Origin of the sequence: Acetobacter sp. DsW_063 (assembly GCF_002153745.1) — a bacterium.
Lineage (GTDB): Bacteria > Pseudomonadota > Alphaproteobacteria > Acetobacterales > Acetobacteraceae > Acetobacter.
In genome coordinates this window covers 127,759-149,997 of record NZ_JOPL01000005.1, presented here as the reverse complement: position 1 = coordinate 149,997, position 22,239 = coordinate 127,759, and the positions used below count along the sequence as shown (strand labels likewise).

Genomic DNA, 22,239 nt, shown 5'->3' with positions numbered 1-22,239 from the left:
TTTTCCGGGCATGACCAGCCACAGGACACCTCGGTTACATCCCTTCACGGCCCCCTTGGCTGGCCGCCTCCGTTTTGAGCGGCGTCGCTGGTCCACAGGCCGTGACCTCAGAAGTCTCCATATTTGCGAAGACGTCCTGACTCTCTGTTTGCAGGACGCCTTTATCTCATCTAACCGGATGGCCGTCGCACAGCTTGCGCTTTGGCACGGGGCAGCAATGCCGAAACGATCCAACATGATTGAACGGCTCCGCCCAGTCACAATGCGTTTCGGCTTCAGACCCCGTCGCCAGATTCGATCAGGCGGACACATTTGAAAAAAGCGCGGCCGCCGTGGGAGGGGAAACAGCTTCCGCCATGTTGAGCTTTCTCTCCATTCGTGACGTCGTGTTGATCGAGGCTCTCGATCTTCCATTTCATCCCGGCCTGACCGCGCTTACGGGCGAAACAGGCGCTGGCAAGTCGATCTTGCTGGACAGCCTCGGGCTTGCCCTCGGCGAGCGCGCCAATGCCGGGCTCATCCGTTCAGGCGCTTCAGAAGCTCGGGTTACGGCCAGTTTTGAAGTGACGATGGACCACAAGGTCTATACGCTCCTGACAGAACAGGGGCTGACCGCGGAACCCGGAGAACCGATCGTGCTGCGCCGCACGGTCACCGCGGATGGCCGCTCTCGCGCATGGGTCTGCGACCAGCCGATCGGCGTGGGGCTTCTCCGGACGATCGCCGGATCGCTGGCGGAAGTGCAAGGTCAGCACGAGCAGATGGGCCTCGCCGATTCCGCCACCCATCGCGATCTCCTGGACGCCTTCGGCGTTCCGCCACGCCTGCGCGACGACGTGGCTCGCAAGTTCGCCGAATGGCGCAAGGCCCGGCAAGCGCTGGATAGCGCGCAACGAGACATCGCGGAAGCAGCGCGGGAGGAGGAGTGGCTCCGCCATGCGGTCGATGAACTCGGCGCGCTCGCTCCCCAGCCCGACGAGGAAGTGCAACTTGCCGCCCAGCGCCTCGCGCTGCAACGTGGAGAACGACGGGCGGAAGCCGTGGCCGCCGCCCTCGCCGAACTGACGCCCCGCGACCGCCGCAATGCAGGACCAAGTGCCGCGTTGCGCGCCGCCAGCCGCGCGTTGCAGAAGCTGCTCCCGCCCCCCGCCGCCGCAAGCGAAGCCGACAGCGCGGCGGAGGCTGAACCGCATCAGGCGCTGGCTCAGGAAGCCCTCGACGCGCTTGACGCCGCAGGGGCCGCGCTATCCGACGCAGAAGGGCTGTTAACGCGCCTCGTCGCGGACCAGGACGTACAACCCCGTCTGCTTGAAGAAACCGAGGAACGGCTGTTCGCCCTGCGCGCGGCCGCACGCAAGCACGAAACGACGGTGGCGGACCTGCCTGCGTACCTCGACAACCTGCGCGCCCGACTTCTTGCGCTGGAAACAGGCACGGCACGGATCGAGGCGCTGGAAGAGGCTTTAACGGAAACCCGTCTGGCGTTCTCGACGGCAGGCGCAGCCTTGACTGAGGCCCGCACTCGCGCAGCCCGTAAGCTCGAGACGGCTGTCGTGACGGAATTGAAGCCCCTGCGGCTGGAGCGCGCGCGTTTCGTCGTCGAATTGCAACCGATGCCCCCCGAACAATGGAGCGCCGCCGGACTGGAGCAAGTCGTGTTCCTGCTCGCCGCAAACCCCGGTCAGCCGCCGGGACCGTTGGGAAAAGTGGCCTCGGGCGGCGAATTGTCGCGCCTGATGCTGGCGTTGCGCCTGGCGCTGGCTGGCCGTTCCTCCATCGGCGCGCTCGTGTTCGACGAGATCGATTCCGGCGTCGGTGGCGCGACCGCCGCTGCGATCGGCGAGCGGTTGCGCCGTCTGGCGCGGTCGATGCAGGTATTGGCGGTCACGCATTCGCCGCAGGTGGCGGCCAGCGCCGACCATCACATGAGAATAGGCAAAACAGTGAGCGCAGGTCGCACGCAGACCAGCGCCGCCCCCCTTCCGGAAGATGCGCGACAGGAAGAGATCGCGCGGATGCTGGCTGGCGACGTCGTCACGGACGCCGCGCGGGCCGCAGCAGCGAGCCTCCTGGACGCGAGAAACTGAACGTGCGGGGCCAGAGAGTTATGAGGACCTGAAAGTTATGGCGGGATATGACAACACGCCGGTCGAAATTTTGGACGAAGCAGCCGCCACAGGAGAACTGGCGCGGCTTGCGGCGCTGATCGCGCGCCTCAATCAGGCCTACCACGCCGACGACGCGCCGGAAGTCCCGGACGCCGAATTCGACGCGCTTCGCCGCCGCAACGAGGCGATCGAGGCGCGCTTCCCGCATCTGATGCGCGTCGACAGCCCCACCCTTCGCGTCGGCGCGGCGCCGGATGGCGCATTCGGCAAACACCGGCACCTCGTCCCCATGCTCTCCCTGGACAACGTGTTCGACGAAGCGGAATTCGAAGCGTTCGTAACGAAGGCGGCCCGCTTCCTCGGGCTCGACGAAGCACGCACTGCGGCGCTCGCCTTCGTCGGGGAACCCAAGATCGATGGGCTCTCGATCAGCCTCACCTACGAAAAGGGACGCTTCGTGCGCGGCACGACGCGTGGCGACGGGACGGAGGGCGAAGACGTCACGGCGAATCTGAAAACGCTGCGTGAGCTGCCGCTGCGCCTACGCGGGGCCGCGCCAGACCTGATCGAGATTCGCGGCGAGGTGTTTCTCGCCAAATCCGACTTCCTCGCCATCAACGCGGCGCAAGCGGAGGCCGGACAGAAAGAATTCGCCAATCCGCGCAACGCGGCTGCAGGCTCGCTGCGTCAGCTTGATCCGAAGATCACGGCGAAACGTCCCTTGTCCCTGTTCGCCTACGCGGCGGGTTTTGCGTCAGCCCCGGTGGCGGCGTCGCACTGGGCGTATCTCGAACAGCTCAAGGAATGGGGCTTCACCGTCAATCCGCTGTCGGCGCGGCTGGCTGGCAAGGAAGAGGCTGAGCCGTTTTTCGAACGTATGGCGCGGGAGCGCGCGGCCCTCGCCTACGACATCGACGGCGTGGTGTACAAGATCGACGATCTGTCATTGCAGGAGCGTCTGGGCTTCGCCGGGCGCGCGCCCCGCTGGGCCGTGGCATGGAAGTTTCCGGCCGAGCAGGCTGTGACGCGGTTGCTCGACATCGAAATTCAGGTCGGCCGCACCGGCGCCCTGACGCCGGTCGCGCGGCTGGAGACCGTGAATGTCGGCGGCGTGCTGGTGACGAATGCAACGCTGCACAACGCGGACGAAATCGCACGCAAGGACGTGCGCATCGGCGATCTGGTGCAGCTTCAGCGCGCGGGCGACGTGATCCCGCAGATTCTTGGCGTCGTGCCGGAACCTGACCGCGAGCGTGGCGAGCCCTTCGTCATGCCCGACCATTGCCCGGTATGCGGCGCAACGGCGGAACGACCGCCAGGCGAAGTCGTACTTCGTTGCACGGGCGGCCTCACCTGTCCGGCGCAGGTCGTGGAACGACTGATTCATTTCGTTTCGCGCGGAGCGTTCGATATTGACGGTCTAGGCGACCGCAGCGTCCGAGAATTTCATGACGCAGGGCTGATCGCAGCCCCCGGCGATATCTTCCGCCTGCCCTCGCATGAGGCCGAAATCGCGAAGCGGGAAGGCTGGGGCGCGACCTCTGCGCGCAACCTGGTGAAAGCCATCGAAGCGCGACGAACGATTCCCCTCCCGCGCTTCATTTACGCCCTTGGCATCCGACGTATCGGCGAAAGCAACGCCAAGCTGCTGGCGCGGCATTACGGCTCCTTCACGCGCTGGCGTGAGCAGATGCTTGCGGCGGCCGTCATCGGGTCGGAGGCGCGGCAGGAACTGGGAGAAATCACCGGCGTCGGCGCGACGATCGCCGAGGAGATCGTCGCGTTTTTCGCAGAACCGCATAACCGCGCGACCCTTGACGATCTGGCCTCACAGTTGACGATCGAGGACGAGGTTCAGGAGACTGGCGGCCTTCTGGCTGGCAAGATAATCGTGTTCACGGGCTCTCTCCTCACCATGACCCGGCCGGAAGCCCGCGCGACGGCCGAGCGCCTGGGCGCCAAGGTGACCGACAGCGTGTCCAAGAGGACCGGTCTGGTCGTGCTTGGAGCTGATGCGGGCTCGAAAGCGAAAAAAGCCGCTGAACTGGGCGTCGAAACAGTCGATGAAGCCGGGTGGCGGACGCTTGCGGGCCTTCCTCCAGCCTGAGGAAACGGCCGCGGCGAAAATGTGACGTCAAAAAGGCGGCTTACAACGAAATATATCAGTCCAAAAACGTGAGTTGCCGCAACGTCGCTTTCCCGGCATCATGCTTCACCGGGACCGAAACACGTTAGTCGACATAATATTAAATCCCAGCGACGCGTGTCTTCCTTTCAGTCCCTCCCCGGTCCGAGGGCTGTCGGGAGGCGCACGTCGCGTTCGGAGAGAGCGCTCGTCATGACGAAATGGGTATATAGCTTCGGCGGAGGCCTTAACGAGGGCGGCGCCGGGATGCGCAATCTGCTGGGTGGCAAAGGCGCCAACCTTGCAGAAATGGCGTCCATCGGGCTACCCGTACCGCCGGGCTTCACGATTACCACTGAAGTCTGCTCAGCTTTTTACGAGAACGGCAACGCCTATCCGGACGACCTCGCCGGGCAGGTCGCGACGGCGCTCCACCGCATCGAAACAGCGATGGGCCTGACCTTCGGCGACGCCAACGCGCCTCTGCTGGTTTCCGTGCGCTCCGGCGCCCGCGTCTCCATGCCCGGCATGATGGACACCGTTCTCAACCTTGGCCTGAATGACGAGACCGTCGAAGGTCTGGCGCACTCCTCCGGCGACGCCCGCTTCGCATGGGACAGCTACCGCCGCTTCATCCAGATGTATGGCTCGGTCGTGATGGGCGTCCCCCATCACCGCTTCGAAGATCTCCTGGAGCAGAGCAAGCGCACTCTGAACGTGGCCGACGACACCGCAATTTCCGCCGAAAGCTGGCGTGACGTGGTCGAGGGCTACAAGGAGATCGTGCTCCGAGAGACCGGCAAGCACTTCCCCTCCGATCCGCAGGCCCAGTTGTGGGGCGCCGTCAGCGCGGTCTTCGGGTCCTGGATGAACCCGCGTGCGCATACGTATCGCCGCCTTCATGACATTCCGGCCAACTGGGGCACGGCGGTCAACGTGCAGGCGATGGTTTTCGGCAACATGGGCGAAGACTGCGCCACCGGCGTCTGCTTCACGCGCGATCCCTCGACCGGCGAAAACATCTTCTACGGCGAATACCTTGTGAACGCGCAGGGCGAGGACGTCGTCGCCGGCATCCGCACCCCGCAACCGATGTCCGCTCTCCGCGCCGCCGCCGAACAGCGGCCGATGGAGACCGTCCTGCCGGAAGCCTACGCCGAACTTCTGCGCGTCCGCGATCTGCTGGAAAAGCATTATCGCGACATGCAGGACATCGAATTCACCGTGCAGAGCAACACGCTCTACATGCTGCAGACCCGCACGGGTAAGCGCACGGCGGCGGCGGCTCTGAAGATCGCTATCGACATGGCGCGCGAAGGACTGATCACGCAGGAAGAAGCGATCCAACGCGTTCCGCCCGCGTCGCTCGACCAGCTTCTGCACCCGACGCTCGACCCGAACGCCGAGCGCACGCAGCTTGCTCGTGGCCTGCCTGCCTCCCCGGGCGCAGCGGCTGGCGCCATCGTGTTCACGGCTGAGGAAGTCGAGGAGCGTGCGGCGCAGGGTCAGGACGTCATTCTTGTCCGTATCGAGACCTCCCCTGAGGACGTGCACGGCATGCACGCGGCGCGCGGCGTTCTGACGACGCGTGGCGGCATGACCTCCCACGCCGCCGTCGTCGCGCGCGGCATGGGACGCGTCTGCGTCGCAGGCGCGGGCAGCATCCACGTCGACTACAAGGCCCAGACGCTGACCGCTGGCAGCCACGTGCTGAAGGCTGGCGACTGGATCACTCTCGATGGCGGCACGGGCGCTGTCTATATCGGCAAGGTCGCAACCATTCCGCCGACCCTGTCCGGCGATTTCAGCACGCTGATGGGTTGGGCCGACGACGTTCGCCGCCTGCGCGTTCGCGCTAACGCCGAGACCCCGGACGATGCTGAGACCGCTCGCAAGTTCGGCGCCGAAGGCATCGGCCTGTGCCGCACGGAGCACATGTTCTTCGGCCCTGACCGCATCGGCCATGTGCGCCAGATGATCATGGCTGACGAATCGGAAGCCCGCGCCCGCGCCATCGACGCGCTGCTGCCGTTCCAGCGTGACGATTTCGCGTCGCTTTTCCGCATCATGTCCGGCCTGCCGGTCACGATCCGTCTGCTCGACCCGCCGCTGCACGAGTTCCTGCCGCATGGCGAGACCGAGCTGGTCGACATCGCCAAGGCGCTGGGCCAGAGCGTCGAAGCCCTGCGCGCCCGTCGCGCCGCGCTTTCAGAAGCCAACCCGATGCTCGGTCATCGTGGCTGCCGCCTCGGCATCTCCTACCCGGAGATCTACGCGATGCAGGTCCGCGCGATCATGGAAGCGGCGATCCTCGTCTCCCGTGAGACCGGAGAAGCCATCGTCCCTGAGATCATGATTCCGCTGGTCGGCATGAAGACCGAGCTCGACCGCACCCGCAAGGCTGCGGAAGACGTCGTCGCGGCCGTGTTCGGCGAACAGGGCACGACGCTGGAATACCTGATCGGCACCATGATCGAGTTGCCCCGCGCCGCCATCACTGCCGCCCAGATCGCCGAGGTCGCCGACTTCTTCTCGTTCGGCACCAACGACCTGACGCAGACCACGCTTGGCCTGTCGCGCGACGACGCAGGCTCGTTCCTGCCCTACTACGTCGATCACGGCCTCCTGCCGAAAGACCCGTTCGTGTCGATCGACCGCGAAGGCGTGGGCGGACTGGTTCGTCTTGGCGCCGAAAGCGGCCGCTCCACCAAGCCGTCTCTCAAGCTTGGCGTCTGCGGTGAGCACGGCGGCGATCCGGACTCCATCGCGTTCTTCGAACAGGTCGGCCTCGACTACGTGTCATGCTCCCCGTTCCGCGTGCCTGTCGCACGCCTTGCGGCGGCGCAGGCGGCGCTGCTGCGTCGCAAAGCGGCGGAAGTACCAGCCTGATCGGCGTGAACTGACGCTTTTCGGAAAGGGCGGCGCGCAAGCGCCGCCCTTCTTCGTCAAGGGTTCACGTTTTCTCTGATTGTTTTCGTCCAGTTCACAACAGGACGTTTCCGCTGATTTCTCCTGCCTGGCGCAAACATCCGGGCACGACTGGCGTTCGTCCAGCCAACATTGTTGATAGTCCCATGCCCCACAGACGCATCCTCCTCCACCTTGTCTCCGGCGCTACTGGTCAGACCCTCGATTCCATGCTTCGCGCCTGCGTAGCCCAGTTCCCTGAACACGAGTTCGAGTTTCAGCACTGGAACCTGATCCGCACCCGCAACCAGTTACGGCGGGCCCTGACAGGCATCGCCAGCGCTCCCGGACCTGTGTTGTCCTCCCTGACCGAGCCCGACCTGCAGCAGCACCTTGAAGAAGGTTGCGCGCGGCTGGGCGTGCGATTGCTCGACGTGATGACGCAGGCGCTTACGTTGCTGCAGGACGTTACAGGCTCCCACGCCTCCGGACGCCCCGGCGGGCAGTACGTGATGGACGACAATTATTACCGCCGGATCGACGCCATGCATTTCGTCGTCGAGCATGACGACGGACAGCAGGCCCGTGAACTCAAGGAAGCCGACGTCGTTCTGGTCGGAGTTTCTCGGTCTTCGAAGACCCCGACCTGCTTCTATCTGGCGAATCGCGGGATCAAGGCGGCGAACATTCCTCTGGTCATGGAACGCCCTTTGCCGGACGAGCTGTTCGCTCTCGAAATTCCTGTGATCGGCCTTACGATCGATCCGGATTCTCTTGTCGAGATAAGGCGCACCCGCGTGTCGTCAATGGTGCCAGCCAAGTCGCGCATGGATATGGCGCTGCATGAATCGCGCTACGTCGATCCAGAAGAAGTGCGCGCCGAACTTCTCTGGGCGCGGCGCCTCTGCGCCCGGCATGGATGGCCCGTAGTCGACGTCACGCGCCGGTCGGTCGAGGAAACCAGCGCCGCCATTCTGGACATTCTCGAGCACCCGACTCCAGCCGGACTGCCGGGCTAAGAAGCCTCTTGAGAACGGTGTTTTTTTGGAAGCGCCGTTCTTTCCTACCCTACCAAGAGTTCCTGCCCCTGGAGGGCGTCCGTCTAGATGGAGCGCTCCCGCCAGAAAATTTCTCGATCAGACGAAAACGGCTGATCGGATGAGGATGCTCGTTAAAAAACAGGTCGGGGCCTTATCTACGAACAGCTACGAGCAGACAATGTTCTGAACAGAACGGGGATAATCGCATCGACGCGAGATCACCCGTCATGGCGCCTGAACAGTCGTTTTTTTGCTGAAACGGAAGAGCGAATAGAGGGCTCCCGGCGACCCGCATGAATCTCGGCCATGTCGCTTACGACCGTTGTTGAGACGTCACCCTGCTCCCGCCACGCAAGCGCAGGAACGAAATAACGTGCGAGACCGCCGAGATTATTGAACGGCTATACGGTAGGTACGCGAGAAGCTGCGGCCTTCAGGTCCAGTCGTCGAGAGCGTCGTCAGGTCGGTTCCGTGATATCCGGGATTCGGCCGATAGACCGCAGCGACACCCGCATGTTTACTCATGTTGCAGGCATAGCGTTGTCTGTCGGATGCCGGATAAGCGGAGTAATAAGATCCCGGCCGGATATCCACCGTCCCGTTGGACGGACGACTATCCACGGTAATGACCGACGCCCCGGCGGACGAACAATCGGGCTGCAAGACCACCATCGTCTGCAGCGGAACTTCGCGCCCATCTACCGATGTGACGTCGATGATTCGACCGGTCGACGCCACATACTGGTTGCTTGCCACAACCTGAAACGGGCCTGTGACGCCGCACCCGGCGGCCAGAAGACACGCAATCAGGACGCTCTTCGATGAAACTCGGAACGACGGTCTACGCTTCATGGATCGATCCTGACTGGTCACGCGGGGGTAGGATACTCCTTCGACCACGCACCTGAAAAGACGGCAAGCGAACGGCTTATCGCCGGTCGCACGACGCCGGGCAAGCACAACCGGCGTCCCGGGCGGCTTTCCGCCTGTTACACGGCACTTCGTAACAGCCTCCAGACGGGTGTGTGAGACAGCACGATGATCGCCAGACCCAGCCCTATCGCCGCTCGCCCGGCGACAAAGGTAAACGCCTCTCGCAATTCCTGCCGCGCGGCCATCTCCACAAAGGGATCGGGCAGCAACTGTTCGATCGATGTCTTCCGCCCGTTCCGCCGCCGCTCGGCCTCCGACAGGGGCAATCCCGCCCGCTCGAACAAACCGGTACGGTAATGATCCAGCGCGTCGACACGAAACAAGCCCGGCGAAAACATCTCCGGCCCACAACGCATTGTCGTCAGAAGTCGCATGCAGAAAGGCGTCACGCCGAGATATCGCGCCGCGTCGTGACGCGACAGCACCTGCCTGTTCGGGAACGCAAAGACTGTCGTTCCCGTCGGCTGCGCGTCCCCTGTCGACGTCGGCTCGATCATGGGCGTAGCAGACTGTAGAAAGTCGCCCCGAGTCAATTTTCATGAGCGCTCACCTGCGTCACGCATCTGTGCTTCATGACACAGGCCGGAAAGAAGCCGTTCAGGACGTGCGCGGCAAGACGCAGTTCCGAACATCATGATTGGAGGGCTGTAGCAACTGGGGACAGCCGCGTCCCGATCATACCCAACCACGCCGTTTAGACGAGTTTTTTGAAAATACTTTGTATATTGGGCAGGGTAGTCAGGAGCGGCTGCCGCCTTTGCAAAAAATAACGGACTATGCCCGGAAACGACGCATACTGGCGTCGACCAAACAGCGTCCGCCCAGCCTTATGAGCGACGTAGCCCCCTCACCAGTTCGAACGGAAGAGAAGCGTCGCCTGTGCGCCTCAGCCCCCTACGGTCAGACGCGCGCGAACGCGATCGGCGCCGATCAGCGGCAACAGATCCCGTAACTCCGGACCGTGTTCCTCACCCGTCAAAGCCAGCCGCAAGGGACGAAACAGGGCCTTGCCCGAGCGGCCTGTCGCCGCCTTGATTTCCGCCGTCCACGTCGCCCAGGTCTGGATGTCCCAGGGTTCAGGCGGCAAAAAATCTACAGCTTGGGCTAAATAGGCCCTGTCTTCGTCCTGCACCGGCGGCGTGATATCCCCGTGGGTGACGTCCCACCAGTGACGCGCTTCCGAGAACAACTCAATATTTCCGCGGATAGCGATCCAGAACGCTTCGGTGGCGCCTTCGGGCAGCCTGTCGCGCACCGCCTCGAAGGCCGTCTGCGCCAGAACCCGGCGATTCAGCGCAAGCAACTGCCGCATGTCGAAACGCGCGGCGGATTTCGAGATATGCGACAGGTCATAGGACACTGCCAAAGTGTCGAAATCCAGAGGCTCCGGATCATCCGAACTGCCAAGACGCGCGAGGTAAGAGACCAGCGCAGAGGCCTCCACGCCATCCTGCCGCAACGTCTTCAGCGAAAGCGAGTCGAACCGCTTGGAGAGCTTGCCGCCGCCTTCGTCCAGCAGCAGCGGAAGATGCGCGAACCGGAAACGGTCAGCGCGCGCGCCCAACGCCTCGGCAATATCGATCTGCACGCCGGTATTGGTGATGTGGTCTTCACCGCGAATGATATGCGTGACCCCGGTTTCAAGGTCGTCGACGACCGACGCCAGAGTGTAGAGGACAGTCCCGTCCGCGCGCACCAGCACCGGATCGGAAATCGCGGTCAGCTTCACCGAACACGATCCCATGACCATATCGGCCCAGGCGCGGATCTCGTCGGAAAGGCGGAAGCGCCAGTAAGGAACCTTGCCGTTCGCTTCGGCCTGCGCCCGCTGTTCGTGCGTCATCTTCAGCATGGCGCGGTCATAGATGGGCGGCTTGCGCTGACGGATGCGCATCTCGCGCTTCGCCGCCAGCTCCTGCTCAGTCTCAAAGCACGGATACAGCCGCCCCGAACGCTTCAACGTCGCGATCGCGGCCGCGTAACGATCCAGCCGTTCGGTCTGGGAGAAGGTTTCGCTCCATTCGATCCCCAACCACGACAGGTCGGTGCGAATGGCCTCGGCATAGGTCTCTTTCGACCGCGCCGTGTCCGTGTCGTCGATGCGCAATTGGAACGCCGCCTTGTGACGGCGAGCGAACAGGGCGTTGGCGATTGCCTGACGGGCGTTGCCGACATGGAGCATGCCGGTGGGGCTGGGCGCGAAGCGTAATTTCATGCGTGGTTATATGCCGCCGACCGCGCCGAAACGCCAGAGCCGACCGCGACGGTTCGACGAGGAGCGCTGATCGCGACCGAGTTCATATGTCGGCATGTGGGAGAGGGGCTTCTCGCAGAAAGCCCATCCCGGTGCGAACTGCCGACGCCTGAGTAGATAAACACAGAGAACCGAACGCTACCGTGTACAGCGGCCTCCGCGCGGCGTCTCGAAGCCACATCTCAAAACTCGCTTGAGGACGGCCTCTTCAGGCTTGCCCCTCAATCAGCCGCCATCCGCACGAGACGTTGGATAAACGCGGCGGAGCCGCGGTTATGCGACAATACGCGGCCGCCGGTACGCCCGAACCGGCTTCAGCGCCAACGACCGCCCCCACGCCAACGCGGATCGCGCCAGCCTCGTCCACGTTCGTCATGCCAACCGCCGCGGCCGTGCCAACCGCGCCACGCGCCGCCATTGTCATACCAGCCCCGGTGACCGCCATACGTCCCGTAATACCAGCCCTGGTTCCAGCCGGAGGGACGATATTCGTAATCCCCGTAATAGCACCCGCCGAGCGCCAGCAGCGCAGCGACGGCAATGGCGTTTCCAAAACGTCGCATGATACCTCCTTGACTTATCGAATGTAACGCCGGGCGCTCGGCAAGAGTTTGTGCGGACCGACCCTGACTGGAACGAAACAACGCTCTGCCTCACGACGAGCTGACATGAAACTGCGGCAGCCGCCTTCACTCAGCGTGAGGAAGTGCAAAAAGAGCATCAGGCGTCGCCACGCCGGGGACGATCTGAGACAACGACACCTGCGTCTGTCGCCCCTGCGCATCCACGACGATCCAGGACCGCAAGGCGAGCGGTTTTTCGTCGAAGAACATGATCAGGGTCCCCTCTCCCGGCGTCGCGGTCCTGACGACCGACAGACGCAGCAGGCCATTTTCATGCGAGAACCCGGTCACCGTTACGTCTCCCGAGAGCACGATGTGCGCGCCCAGCAAGAGCCCGAGCGGCGTGCGGTCTATCGGGATTTCGGTCGTCTGATCCAGTTGCTCGTCACGAAAGACCACTTTCCCGTCATTCGCCACCAACAGCAGAGGGCTTGGCTTGTCGTAGGCGAACCGCATGCGCCCCGGCCGTGACAGCCATACGACGCCCGTCGTCCGTTGCCCGTCTGGCGCGATCTGTTCGAACCGCGCGCGCAACGTGGTGATCTGGTTCAGTGTTTCCTGAATACGGCCTACCCACCCCTTGTCGGCGGGCGTCAGGGTCACCTCGGCGCGTGCAGGAGCCAAGGCTGCGGACGACATCGCCAGTCCAGCCAGCAAAAACAACGAACGACGAGTAAAAATCCGGCGACGCATAGGATTATCCCTGTCGTGAGAGGTAAGCGCCGATACGGTCGCATGCTTCGGCGAGAACGCTGGCTTCCGCTGCAAAACAAAGGCGCAGGCACCCTTCGCCGCGCGGCCCGAAAGCGACGCCCGGCGCAAGTCCGACGCGCTCCTTGCGCAGCAGATCCAGCGCGAGAGCAAAACTGTCGTCACAGCCTTCGACACGGAAAAATGCGTACATGGCGCCTTCCGGCCGAGGAACTTGCAGCCTCGGAATGGCGCGAAGGCGCTCGACCACCAGATCTCGGTTGTCGTGGTACCGTGCACGCATCTCAGCCAAAAACGCCTCGCCATCGCGAAGCGCTACAACGCCCGCGTGCTGGATGAAGGGGGCGACGCAGGAGATGCTGTACTCGCCAAGCATCGCGAGCGTCGGCAACAATGTCGGCGGCGCCACGATCCAGCCCAGCCTCCAGCCGGTCATCGCCCAGTTCTTGGAAAAAGAATTGATCGACACGACCCGGTCCTCGGGCGTCGCGATATCCAGAAACGACGGAGCGCAATCGCCGGAGAAAACGACGCGTTCGTAGACGTCGTCGGCAAGGATCCAGACGCCAAGACGGCGGCAATGCGCGAGGATCGTCTCCTGCTCAGCACGGGTCAGCATCCAGCCGCTGGGATTTCCCGGCGCGTTCAACATGACCATCCGGGTCTCAGGCGTGATGGCGTCCAGCAACACGTCCATGTCTAGCCGCCAGACGTCCCCGTCGAGCGTCAGGTCCGGCGACACGACTTCCGCGCCGCGAACGGCTGGAATGCCACTTAAATTGGGCCAGTAAGGACCGGGCAGAACAACCCGATCGCCCGGAGAAAGGAGCGCATCGCACACAAGCTGAATGGCATTGACGCCCGACGACGTGACGAATATCCGCTCCACCCCGATGTCACGGCCAAGCCGCACGTTGTAATCTGACAGCGCCTGTCTCAGCGGCGGCACGCCAAAATTCGAAACATAGAATGTATGTCCGTCATCGAGCGCAGCAGTCGCCGCATCGCGGATGAATTTCGGCGTGACCCGATCCGGCTCTCCGAACCAGAGTTTGATGACGCCCTCAAGACCCGCGCCCTGTTCGGCGACTTTCTGGATCAGCGAGGGTCTTACGGCGCCCAGGCCGGGTCTGGGCGCAGCCAGATCCGCGAATTCAACAGACACCAGCCCTGTACTCCCGTCGATCTCCGGAACACCGTTCCGCGTCGGGCAGCCCCGACGAAACCCTGTTTCAGGCGAGATCAGACCTGCCCGTCAAGGTCGCGTCGATGAGAGGAACCGAAAATCGTGGCGGAACAATGAACGCGCCGGAACATCAACCGGCGCTGCCGATCAACACGCCAGTGATAAAAACCAGCAGACCGCCGAAAATGATTTGCACGATGGCCGAACCAAACGGCGTTTCCTGATACTTCCAGCGTATCCAGGCTATCGCGATCAACTCCACCACCACGACCCCCATGGCCACCGCCATGGCTGTCGCGAAATTACCGATCAGGAATGGCAGCGTGTGCCCTATGCCGCCGAGCGTCGTCATCGCGCCACACACCAGCCCACGTAGCAGCGGCGCGCCTCGTCCGGAGAGTTTTCCGTCGTCGGACAGAGCCTCCGCGAATCCCATGGATATGCCCGCGCCCAGAGACGCCGCGAGGCCGACCAGAAAGGCGTTCCATGGAGCGTGCGTCGCCAGAGCCGCTGCGAACACCGGCGCCAGCGTCGAGACCGAACCATCCATAAGCCCCACGAGACCGGGCTGAACGATCTGTAAAACGAAGCGCCGTCGGGCCTGCTGATCCTCGGCGTCCCGCTTCTCGAGGGGAAGACGCTGCTCCTCTATCTCCCGAGCCACTCCCACATGCGTATCTTCGGCCTGCGCCAGATCGCCCAGAAGACGGCGTGTTGCGGCGTCCGTCGTCCTCTGCGCAGCCTCACGATAAAATCTGGCCGCGTCGGCTTCGATCTCGCTCACGTAACCGCGAATCGTCTCTATGCCTCTGGTGCGAAGCTCCCACGCGGCCTTGCGAGGAATGTACCCACGAATATCCTGACGGCGGATTAGCGGAATGTGGGACCCGAAACGTGCGGTGTAAGCGTCGATCAGATCCCGCCGATGCTCGTCCTCTTCCTCCGACATTCCGCTAAAAACGCTGGCGCTGTCTGGGTAGTTCTCCGCAAGCGCATGAGCGAAGTCTGCATAGATGCGACTGTCTTCTTCCTCGTTCGAAATTGCGAGGGCAAGAATTTCCTGATCGGAGAGGTCTGAGAATTTGCGCATACCTGCGCTTTTACTGAACAAACGTACAATTCGCAAAATTTTTTACAATAATACGAATGAAAACCTTTCTTATTCTCATGCACAATTTAGAGACTGGAGCGCGCTCTGCGGCGCCATGTCGCAACTCAGCAACAGCGTCAGGCACGGCCAAGCCATATCCTTTCGCGTTGGCGCACGAATATGGCTCCGACGCTTGGGATTGAATGCACCTTCAATTCAGCAAGCCGCTCTTTGGTTGGATAGCGCCATAGCGGAGCATGCGTTTACTGTGTCTGTTGCAAAGCTTCCTGCAATACCCCAATGTTTCAAGGGAAGTTCGCACCCTTATTACAAATTGAGTCACCTCGCACAGACGCACTTACTGCGTGCCCTGCGGCTATCTCCCGCGGGAGATTTGGTATTTTTTGCTTGAGAACGAAAGCTCGCCCAGCATAGACCGCTGTGTTACTCTCGATACGCAGAAAATTTTTGATTTTCCAACGAAGAAAATCTACGCCACCGCGCTCCGACATCTCATGGCGACAGGCGATTTCTCCAAATTCACTATCGGCAGAAAGAACGCCAAGGGAGCCATTCGGCTCGCCGCGTTCCAGCGGCGAGCTTTTCCGGTTTCCGTCGTTCAGCGGCCCGTCATGATCCGCTCGACCAGTTGCTTCACCGTAGGGACGAAGCCGTTCGAGTAGAAGGGGTCAGTCCCGAAGCGCCATGCGCTGGTGCCGCCGAACATAAGGTTGTTGTCAGCCACCAGTTCCTGATCGGGACCATGCGCGTGCGCGATGGTCTGGAGTGTCTTCTGAATGCAGAAGGAGCGCGGGTCGGCCTTGCGACCGTTGCTGAACTCCGGCTCACGCTGGCTCCAGTTGGAAAACCGGCACTCCGAAAGACACCCCATGCAGTCGACCTGATCGGTGACGATTTCGCGACCCCGATCAGGCGTGACGAAGATCAGGGTTGAATCGGGAGTCCGCATGGCCTCGGTGAAGCCCTGAGCCTCCCAGGCACGGATATGCTCCAGATCTGTAGGCGTGACGAAGACCAGACGCTTGCGGGCGCCGACGCCATACGCGGCGACATGTTCGCCGACCGGCTCCGACGAAAATGCCACCTGCCGTTCCGACCGCTCGCGCAGTTCCTGCAGGAAGCTGTTGTTCACGGCGGAAGAATAGAAGCCGGTGGGCGAGAAGCGGTTGAGGAACACGTCCCCTTCCTTCAACGTCAGCAGACGCTGCTTCCATGCTTCCGGAATGGGGCTTTCCTTGGTCAGCAACGGACGCGTGCCGAACTGGAAGATGATCGGCCCGAGTTCCGGGTTATCGATCCAGTCCTGCCATTCTTCCAGCCACCAGACGCCGCCGGCCATGATGATTGGCGTATCGCCCAGCCCGAACTCGCGCATCAGCTTGCGCAGAGCGGCGACGCGCGGGTACGGGTCTTCCGGGTTGAGCGGGTTTTCAGTGTTGGACAGACCGTTGTGACCACCCGCGCGCCACGGATCCTCGTAGACGACTCCGCCAAGCAAATGCGCCGTCTTGTTATAAGCCCGCTTCCACAACGCGCTGAACGCACGCGCAGAGGAGACGATCGGGTAATAATGGACGCCGAAACGGGCCGCGATCTCGGACAGACGATAAGGCATGCCGGCGCCACACGTCAGACCATGAATCAGCCCCTTCGCGCCCTCCAGAACGCCAGTGATAACACGCTCGGCGCCGCCCATTTCCCACAGGATGTTGGCGTGGATACGCCCTTTTCCAGACGACTGCTCATGCGCGATCTGCGCCTGGGCGATACCGCCGCGAATGGCGTAATCAATCAGTTCCTCGTGCCGCTCGCGCCGTGTCCGGCCACGGTAGATTTGCTGAACGGGCTGACCGTCCTCGTTATAGCTGTCAGCGTTGACGAGCGAGACGGTCCCGACGCCGCCTGCCGCCGCCCAGCTTCCCGCTGAAAGGCCGGTCGACACGGAAACGCCTTTGCCGCCTTCCACCAGCGGCAAAACATCGACGCCCCCAACTCGAACCGCATTGATCGCCTTCATGGCCGCCCTGTCGTTATTCTTGCACAATTGAAGCTCGCGGCGTCTTTAACGCGCCTTCCGCCGCAACGCTATACGCAAGCGGGCGCTGCGACGCTTCGTCACAACGCCCGCCCTACACCGGAAACTGGACTTCCGCTCAGTCCTCGCGGCGAGGCGCGCGCGCAGGCCGATCACCGACCTCAGCACTGATGTCGGCGCCCGTGGCCTGATCCACAACCCGCATGGACAGCTTTACTTTGCCACGATCATCAAAACCGACGACCTTCACTTTCACGGCGTCGCCCTGCTTCACGACATCCGTCGTGCGGGCCACGCGGCCCTGCGCCAGTTCGGAGATGTGAACCAGACCGTCCTTCGCGCCGAGGAAGTTCACGAAGGCGCCGAAATCGGCGGTCTTCACGACCTTGCCGTCGTAGATGCGACCGATTTCCGGCTCGGCGACAATGCCGTTGATGCGGTTGATCGCCTTCTGCGCCTGCTCGTCGGACATCGCCGCGATGGTGATCGTGCCGTCGTCGCCGATGTCGACCTTGGCGCCCGAGTATTCGACGATCTCTCGGATGACCTTGCCGCCGGAGCCGATCACGTCGCGGATCTTCTCTTTCGGCACGCTCATCGTGGTGATCTTCGGCGCCGTGGAAGACACGTCCGTCCGGCCTTCTGTCAGCGCCTTGGCCATCTCGCCAAGGATATGCAAACGGCCGCCGCGCGCCTGATCGAGCGCGATTTCCATGATCTCAGGCGTGATGGACGTGATCTTGATGTCCATCTGAAGAGCGGTCACGCCCTTCTCTGTGCCTGCGACCTTGAAGTCCATGTCGCCGAGGTGATCCTCGTCGCCAAGGATGTCAGACAGAACCGCGAAACCTTCGTCTTCCTTGATCAGGCCCATGGCGATGCCCGCCACGGGGCGCTTCAGCGGAACGCCCGCGTCCATCAGCGCCAGAGACGTGCCGCAGACGGTCGCCATCGAGGACGAGCCGTTGCTTTCCGTGATCTCGGAGACCACGCGCATCGTGTAGGGGAATTCGGTCTTCGTCGGCAGCAGCGGGTGAACCGCACGCCACGCCAGCTTGCCATGGCCGATTTCACGACGGCCCGGCGAACCCGTGCGGCCGCACTCGCCCACCGAATACGGAGGGAAGTTGTAGTGCAGCATGAAGTTCGTGCGGTATTCGCCTTCGAGCGCGTCGATCACCTGCTCGTCCTGACCGGTGCCGAGGGTTGCGACGACAAGCGCCTGCGTCTCGCCACGGGTGAACAGCGACGAACCATGAGCGCGCGGCAGGATGCCGACTTCCGACACAATCGGACGCACGGTCTTCAGGTCGCGGCCGTCAATGCGCAGGCCGGTGCTCAGCACCGAACCGCGCACGATGGAAGCCTCCAGATCCTTCAGCATTGGCTTCGCGGCGTCGGCGTTCAGATCGGCGGCGACGAGCTTCTCGATGACCGTCTTCTTCGCGGCGGCGATCTTCTCATAACGCGCCTGCTTGACCTTCTCCTTGTAGGCGGCGGTCAGCAGCTTGCGGCCAAGGGTGTCGACCTTCTTGCGAAGAGCGATGGCTTCCTTGGACGGCTCCGGCATATCCCACGGCGCCTTCGCAGCGTGCTCCGCCAGAGAGATGATCGCGTCGATGACCGGCTGGAACGCCTGATGACCGAAGGTCACGGCGCCGAGCATCGTGGCTTCGGACAGTTCGTTTGCTTCGGATTCGACCATCAGCACGCCTTCCGACGTGCCCGCGACGACGAGATCAAGCTCGCTGCCCTTGGTCTCTTCGATCGTCGGGTTCAGGACGTATTCGCCGTCCACGTAACCGACGCGGCAGGCCGCGACCGGGCCGAAGAAGGGGATGCCTGACAGCGTCAGGGCCGCCGAAGCGCCGATCAGGGCGGGAATCGCCGGATCGTTCTCCATATCGTGGGAGAGAACGGTCGTGATGACCTGGACTTCGTTCAGGAACCCTTCCGGGAACAGCGGACGGATCGGACGGTCGATCAGGCGCGAATTCAGCGTCTCGATCTCGCTCGGGCGGCCTTCGCGCTTGAAGAAGCCGCCGGGGATCTTGCCAGCCGCGTAGGCTTTTTCCTGATAGTTGACGGTCAGCGGGAAGAAGTCCTGCCCGGCCTTCACGCTCTTCGCGCCGACGGCGGTGCAGAGCACGATGGTGTCGCCGTAGGTGGCGACGACGGCGCCGTCAGCCTGACGTGCGATCTTGCCGGTTTCGAGGATAAGGGGCCGGCCGCCCCATTCGATTTCTTTGCGGAAATAATTGAACATGCTTTGTCAGGCCCTTCGGACTGTGACTGCCTCAGTCCCGGATCGTCCGGCGGCGCCAGCCTGCCTGAGGCTCGACCTGCGCCATGTTTGGTTTCCGGCTGTCGGGACAGCGTCTCGGACGGCATGGTGGCTGACGGGGAAAATTGTCAGAGCGCCATGTGGCCTGAAACGCCGCAGCATGCCGGGTAACCTTTAGACTACCGGGGTAAGGCGTGTGTTGGCTCCGGCCCTGTCGCCGGATGATAAAAAACCGAGGAACCCGTCATCGGGGCCTCGGCGCATAGCCATACAGGAATAGCCGGGTCGGGGAAACACAGAGCGCGCGGACATCGGCGGCGCTCTGCGATCCCGACCCGGCCAGCCGTCAGCGACGGAGGCCGAGGCGGCCGATCAGCGTCTCGTAACGGCCCTGGCTCTTGCGCTTCAGGTAATCGAGCAGGCTGCGACGGTTGCCGACCATGACCAGCAGGCCACGGCGGGAGTGGAAGTCCTTCGCGTGCGTCTTCAGGTGCTCGGTCAGGTTGTTGATGCGCTCCGTCAGGATCGCGACCTGAACCTCAGGCGATCCCGTGTCGGTGGCGTTCGTGCGGTATTCTTCAATCAGCGCCGTGCGGCGCTCAGCCGTAATCGACATCATCGTCTCCAGAACAGAAGTTAAAGCAGGCGCACGGGCTGCAGCCATCCTTCTTCGAGGCGGCACAACCCAAGCACACGCTCACCGTCCATCGCGCGCACGACGGCGTCAGGGCCAGTCTCAGGGATACGTCCCAGGAGGTTCAGGAGCCCAAGCGCCTGTCCATGCAACAGAAGAGCCGCTTCGTCGGAGGTCAGGGCCAGCGCCGGGATGTCGGCCAGCGCGGTCGCGACCGGACGCAGCAGCTCCGGTGAGGCAGGCGCTTCTTCGGCGCTCGCGACGAGTTTGTCCAGAGAAATCGCATCAGCCTCTGTGAAGGGGCCGACCCGAAGACGACGTAGGGCTGCGATGTGTCCTACGGTCCCGCACGCCAGGGCGACGTCGCGCGCAAGGGAACGCATGTAGACGCCTTTACCGGATTCGACTTCGAATACGGCGTGGTCCGCGTCGGGCCGGTCGACCAGTTCGAAGCGATCGACGCGAGCGGGACGAGGGGGCAGTTCCGGCGGACGACCGTCGCGCGCCATGTCGTAGGCGCGTTCACCCGCAACTTTCAGAGCGGAGAAAACCGGGGGCACCTGCATGATGTCGCCGGTCAGGCCCTTCGTCGCCTCGCGGAGCTCGTCGTCAGTGGGGCGCACGTCGGACGTCGCCGTCACTTCGCCGTCGGCGTCGTCGCTATCGCGGGCTTCGCCAAGCCGGAGCGTGAAATGATATCGCTTCGTGCCGTCCATTATGTACGGAACGGTTTTCGTCGCAGCCCCCAGCGCGATCGGCAGGAGTCCGGTCGCCAAGGGGTCGAGCGTGCCGCCATGCCCGACTTTCTGCGCGTTGAACGCACGTTTGACTATGGCGACAACAGCCGTCGACGTCAGATCCGTCGGCTTGTCGATCACCAGCCAGCCGTCGAGCGGGCGCCCTTTGCGGACCCGGTTGCGCGCCATATTCCTCACCCTCGTCGTTTCACCGCGCCTATGCGCAGAGATATTCGAAAGGCGCGGGTCTAGCCGAGGCCGGGACGGGCGACAATGCTCTCGCGGCGACAGGCCGAGCCTCTCATCTAGAGAAAGAGCGGATCAGGTCGAGACGGGAACCGTGAAGCACGCCACGGAATGCGTGTGCAGCACGTGGCACGCCGCCGTAGCGTCAGACGCTGCGAACCCTGTCAGACGCGCGCGATAGAGCGAACGGGACGCCGACGGCGCTCTCGTCACGACAGAAGCCAATCTGCCGGACGCCCCGCCGATGATTGCCTGTGCATGACGTAGCGCCTGACGCGCCTCTGTATCTGACGAGAACGCGCCAACCTGCACTGCCCATTGCCCGCCCGAGTAGGCGACGACCGGAGCCGCGGGGAGATAATGCGGTTGCGCAACAGCGCGGGATCGCGCCGAAGACGGCTCAACATAGCTGGCGAGTTCAACCGGCAGAGCCTGTGTCGCCACGGGAGTCGGCGCTGGCATGGACGCCGAGGCATAGGCGGGAGCGACGTAAGCGGGATCCGCCGCCGGAGTGGGATCCGGATGCGGCGTGTCACGATCCATAAGGCAGCCGCTCGGGTCGTAGGCGGCGTCCGGATTACGCAGGCAGCCGTCTGCAGTCCGGGAAAGATCCCCGACCGGCGTCGTCGGCGCAGGCGCCGTGACACGCGTGGGCGCAGCGCTGGCGACCTGAACAGGCGCCGAATAGGAATCTGGCCCCGCTTCAGTCGGCGTAGCGTCCCCAAGATGGGGAGAGATCGAAGCCACGTAATTGACCGTTTCGTCCGGCAGAGACCCGCCGTTCTGCAGATATTGCTCAACGCGCCCCGGACCGGCGTTATAGGCGGCGAGAAAGCCGGGGGAGCCAAATCGGTCGTACATCTGCCGTATATAGGCGGCGCCAGCCAAAATATTGTCGTGAGGGTCGAACGGGTCGTCGCCCAGGCCATTATTGGACGCAAGGTCTGACCAGGTCGCGGGCATCAACTGCATCAGTCCCATGGCGCCCGCGCCGGACTGCGTCAGTTCCCCGTTCATGTATTGATGGCCGCCGGATTCCTGATTCATCACGGCCCGTATCCAGGCTTCCGGCACGGAGAACCGACTCGCGGCCTCCCTGATGTAAGGCCCCCAAGGATCGCTGGACGGGCCGGGCGGAGTATAATTCCCCTGCCCCCACTGGCTGGGCGAACCGCCCGGTCTGGAACTGCTACAGGCTGCGACGCCGAGCAGAATGGTCATCGCCGCGCAAGACAACGGCCTGCTCCAACGACGATCCATCATGCTTCCTTCCGTCAACCACCGACCGTTACGCGAGCCGTCGGG

The 22,239-nt window shown here is 63.1% G+C and carries 16 protein-coding genes; 4 read left to right on the top strand and 12 right to left on the bottom strand.

Translation table 11 applies throughout. The features are described from left to right. Positions 1-356 precede the first annotated feature (356 nt). The 4 genes from recN (at position 357) to HK28_RS00790 (ending at position 8,159) form a co-directional block, all read left to right on the top strand. Positions 357-2,087, top strand: coding sequence for a DNA repair protein RecN (gene recN / locus HK28_RS00805; RefSeq protein ID WP_086642809.1), 1,731 nt, complete (start codon positions 357-359; stop codon positions 2,085-2,087). Positions 2,088-2,124: 37 nt separating this feature from the next. After that, positions 2,125-4,215, top strand: a complete 2,091-nt coding sequence (gene ligA, locus HK28_RS00800; RefSeq protein WP_086642709.1) for an NAD-dependent DNA ligase LigA — start codon at positions 2,125-2,127, stop codon at positions 4,213-4,215. Between the two features lie 231 nt (positions 4,216-4,446). Next, entirely contained in the window at positions 4,447-7,122 is a 2,676-nt protein-coding gene (gene ppdK, locus HK28_RS00795) for a pyruvate, phosphate dikinase (RefSeq protein WP_086642708.1), read from the top strand. Between the two features lie 185 nt (positions 7,123-7,307). Then, complete coding sequence (locus HK28_RS00790) at positions 7,308-8,159, top strand: pyruvate, water dikinase regulatory protein (RefSeq protein ID WP_086642707.1); 852 nt, start codon at positions 7,308-7,310, stop codon at positions 8,157-8,159. Between the two features lie 411 nt (positions 8,160-8,570). On the opposite strand, the gene HK28_RS00785 is transcribed toward HK28_RS00790, so the two are convergent. The 12 genes from HK28_RS00785 to HK28_RS00730 all read right to left on the bottom strand — a co-directional run bounded on the left by HK28_RS00785 (position 8,571) and on the right by HK28_RS00730 (position 22,197). After that, entirely contained in the window at positions 8,571-9,032 is a 462-nt protein-coding gene (locus HK28_RS00785) for a hypothetical protein (protein ID WP_143217268.1), read from the bottom strand. Between the two features lie 137 nt (positions 9,033-9,169). Beyond that, entirely contained in the window at positions 9,170-9,610 is a 441-nt protein-coding gene (locus HK28_RS00780) for a hypothetical protein (RefSeq protein ID WP_086642705.1), read from the bottom strand. Positions 9,611-9,999: 389 nt separating this feature from the next. Next, positions 10,000-11,328, bottom strand: a complete 1,329-nt coding sequence (gltX, locus tag HK28_RS00775) for a glutamate--tRNA ligase (protein ID WP_086642704.1) — start codon at positions 11,326-11,328, stop codon at positions 10,000-10,002. Positions 11,329-11,681: 353 nt separating this feature from the next. Next, a complete protein-coding gene (locus tag HK28_RS00770) occupies positions 11,682-11,930 on the bottom strand; it encodes a hypothetical protein (RefSeq protein WP_086642703.1) in 249 nt (82 codons plus the stop codon). 126 nt (positions 11,931-12,056) lie between these two features. Continuing rightward, positions 12,057-12,683, bottom strand: coding sequence for an outer membrane lipoprotein carrier protein LolA (locus HK28_RS00765; RefSeq protein WP_086642702.1), 627 nt, complete (start codon positions 12,681-12,683; stop codon positions 12,057-12,059). 4 nt (positions 12,684-12,687) lie between these two features. Further along, entirely contained in the window at positions 12,688-13,866 is a 1,179-nt protein-coding gene (locus tag HK28_RS00760; protein WP_233140276.1) for a pyridoxal phosphate-dependent aminotransferase, read from the bottom strand. A 151-nt stretch (positions 13,867-14,017) separates the two neighbouring features. Continuing rightward, a complete protein-coding gene (gene mbfA / locus HK28_RS00755; RefSeq protein ID WP_086642700.1) occupies positions 14,018-14,977 on the bottom strand; it encodes an iron exporter MbfA in 960 nt (319 codons plus the stop codon). 619 nt (positions 14,978-15,596) lie between these two features. Continuing rightward, positions 15,597-17,015, bottom strand: a complete 1,419-nt coding sequence (locus HK28_RS00750; protein WP_086642699.1) for a nitronate monooxygenase family protein — start codon at positions 17,013-17,015, stop codon at positions 15,597-15,599. A 136-nt stretch (positions 17,016-17,151) separates the two neighbouring features. Further along, positions 17,152-19,299, bottom strand: a complete 2,148-nt coding sequence (gene pnp, locus HK28_RS00745) for a polyribonucleotide nucleotidyltransferase (protein WP_086642698.1) — start codon at positions 19,297-19,299, stop codon at positions 17,152-17,154. A gap of 364 nt (positions 19,300-19,663) precedes the next feature. After that, entirely contained in the window at positions 19,664-19,933 is a 270-nt protein-coding gene (gene rpsO / locus HK28_RS00740) for a 30S ribosomal protein S15 (protein ID WP_026397763.1), read from the bottom strand. Positions 19,934-19,953: 20 nt separating this feature from the next. Then, positions 19,954-20,877, bottom strand: coding sequence for a tRNA pseudouridine(55) synthase TruB (gene truB / locus HK28_RS00735; RefSeq protein WP_086642697.1), 924 nt, complete (start codon positions 20,875-20,877; stop codon positions 19,954-19,956). 132 nt (positions 20,878-21,009) lie between these two features. Further along, positions 21,010-22,197, bottom strand: coding sequence for a lytic transglycosylase domain-containing protein (locus HK28_RS00730; protein WP_233140275.1), 1,188 nt, complete (start codon positions 22,195-22,197; stop codon positions 21,010-21,012). Between the last annotated feature and the right edge of the window lie 42 nt (positions 22,198-22,239).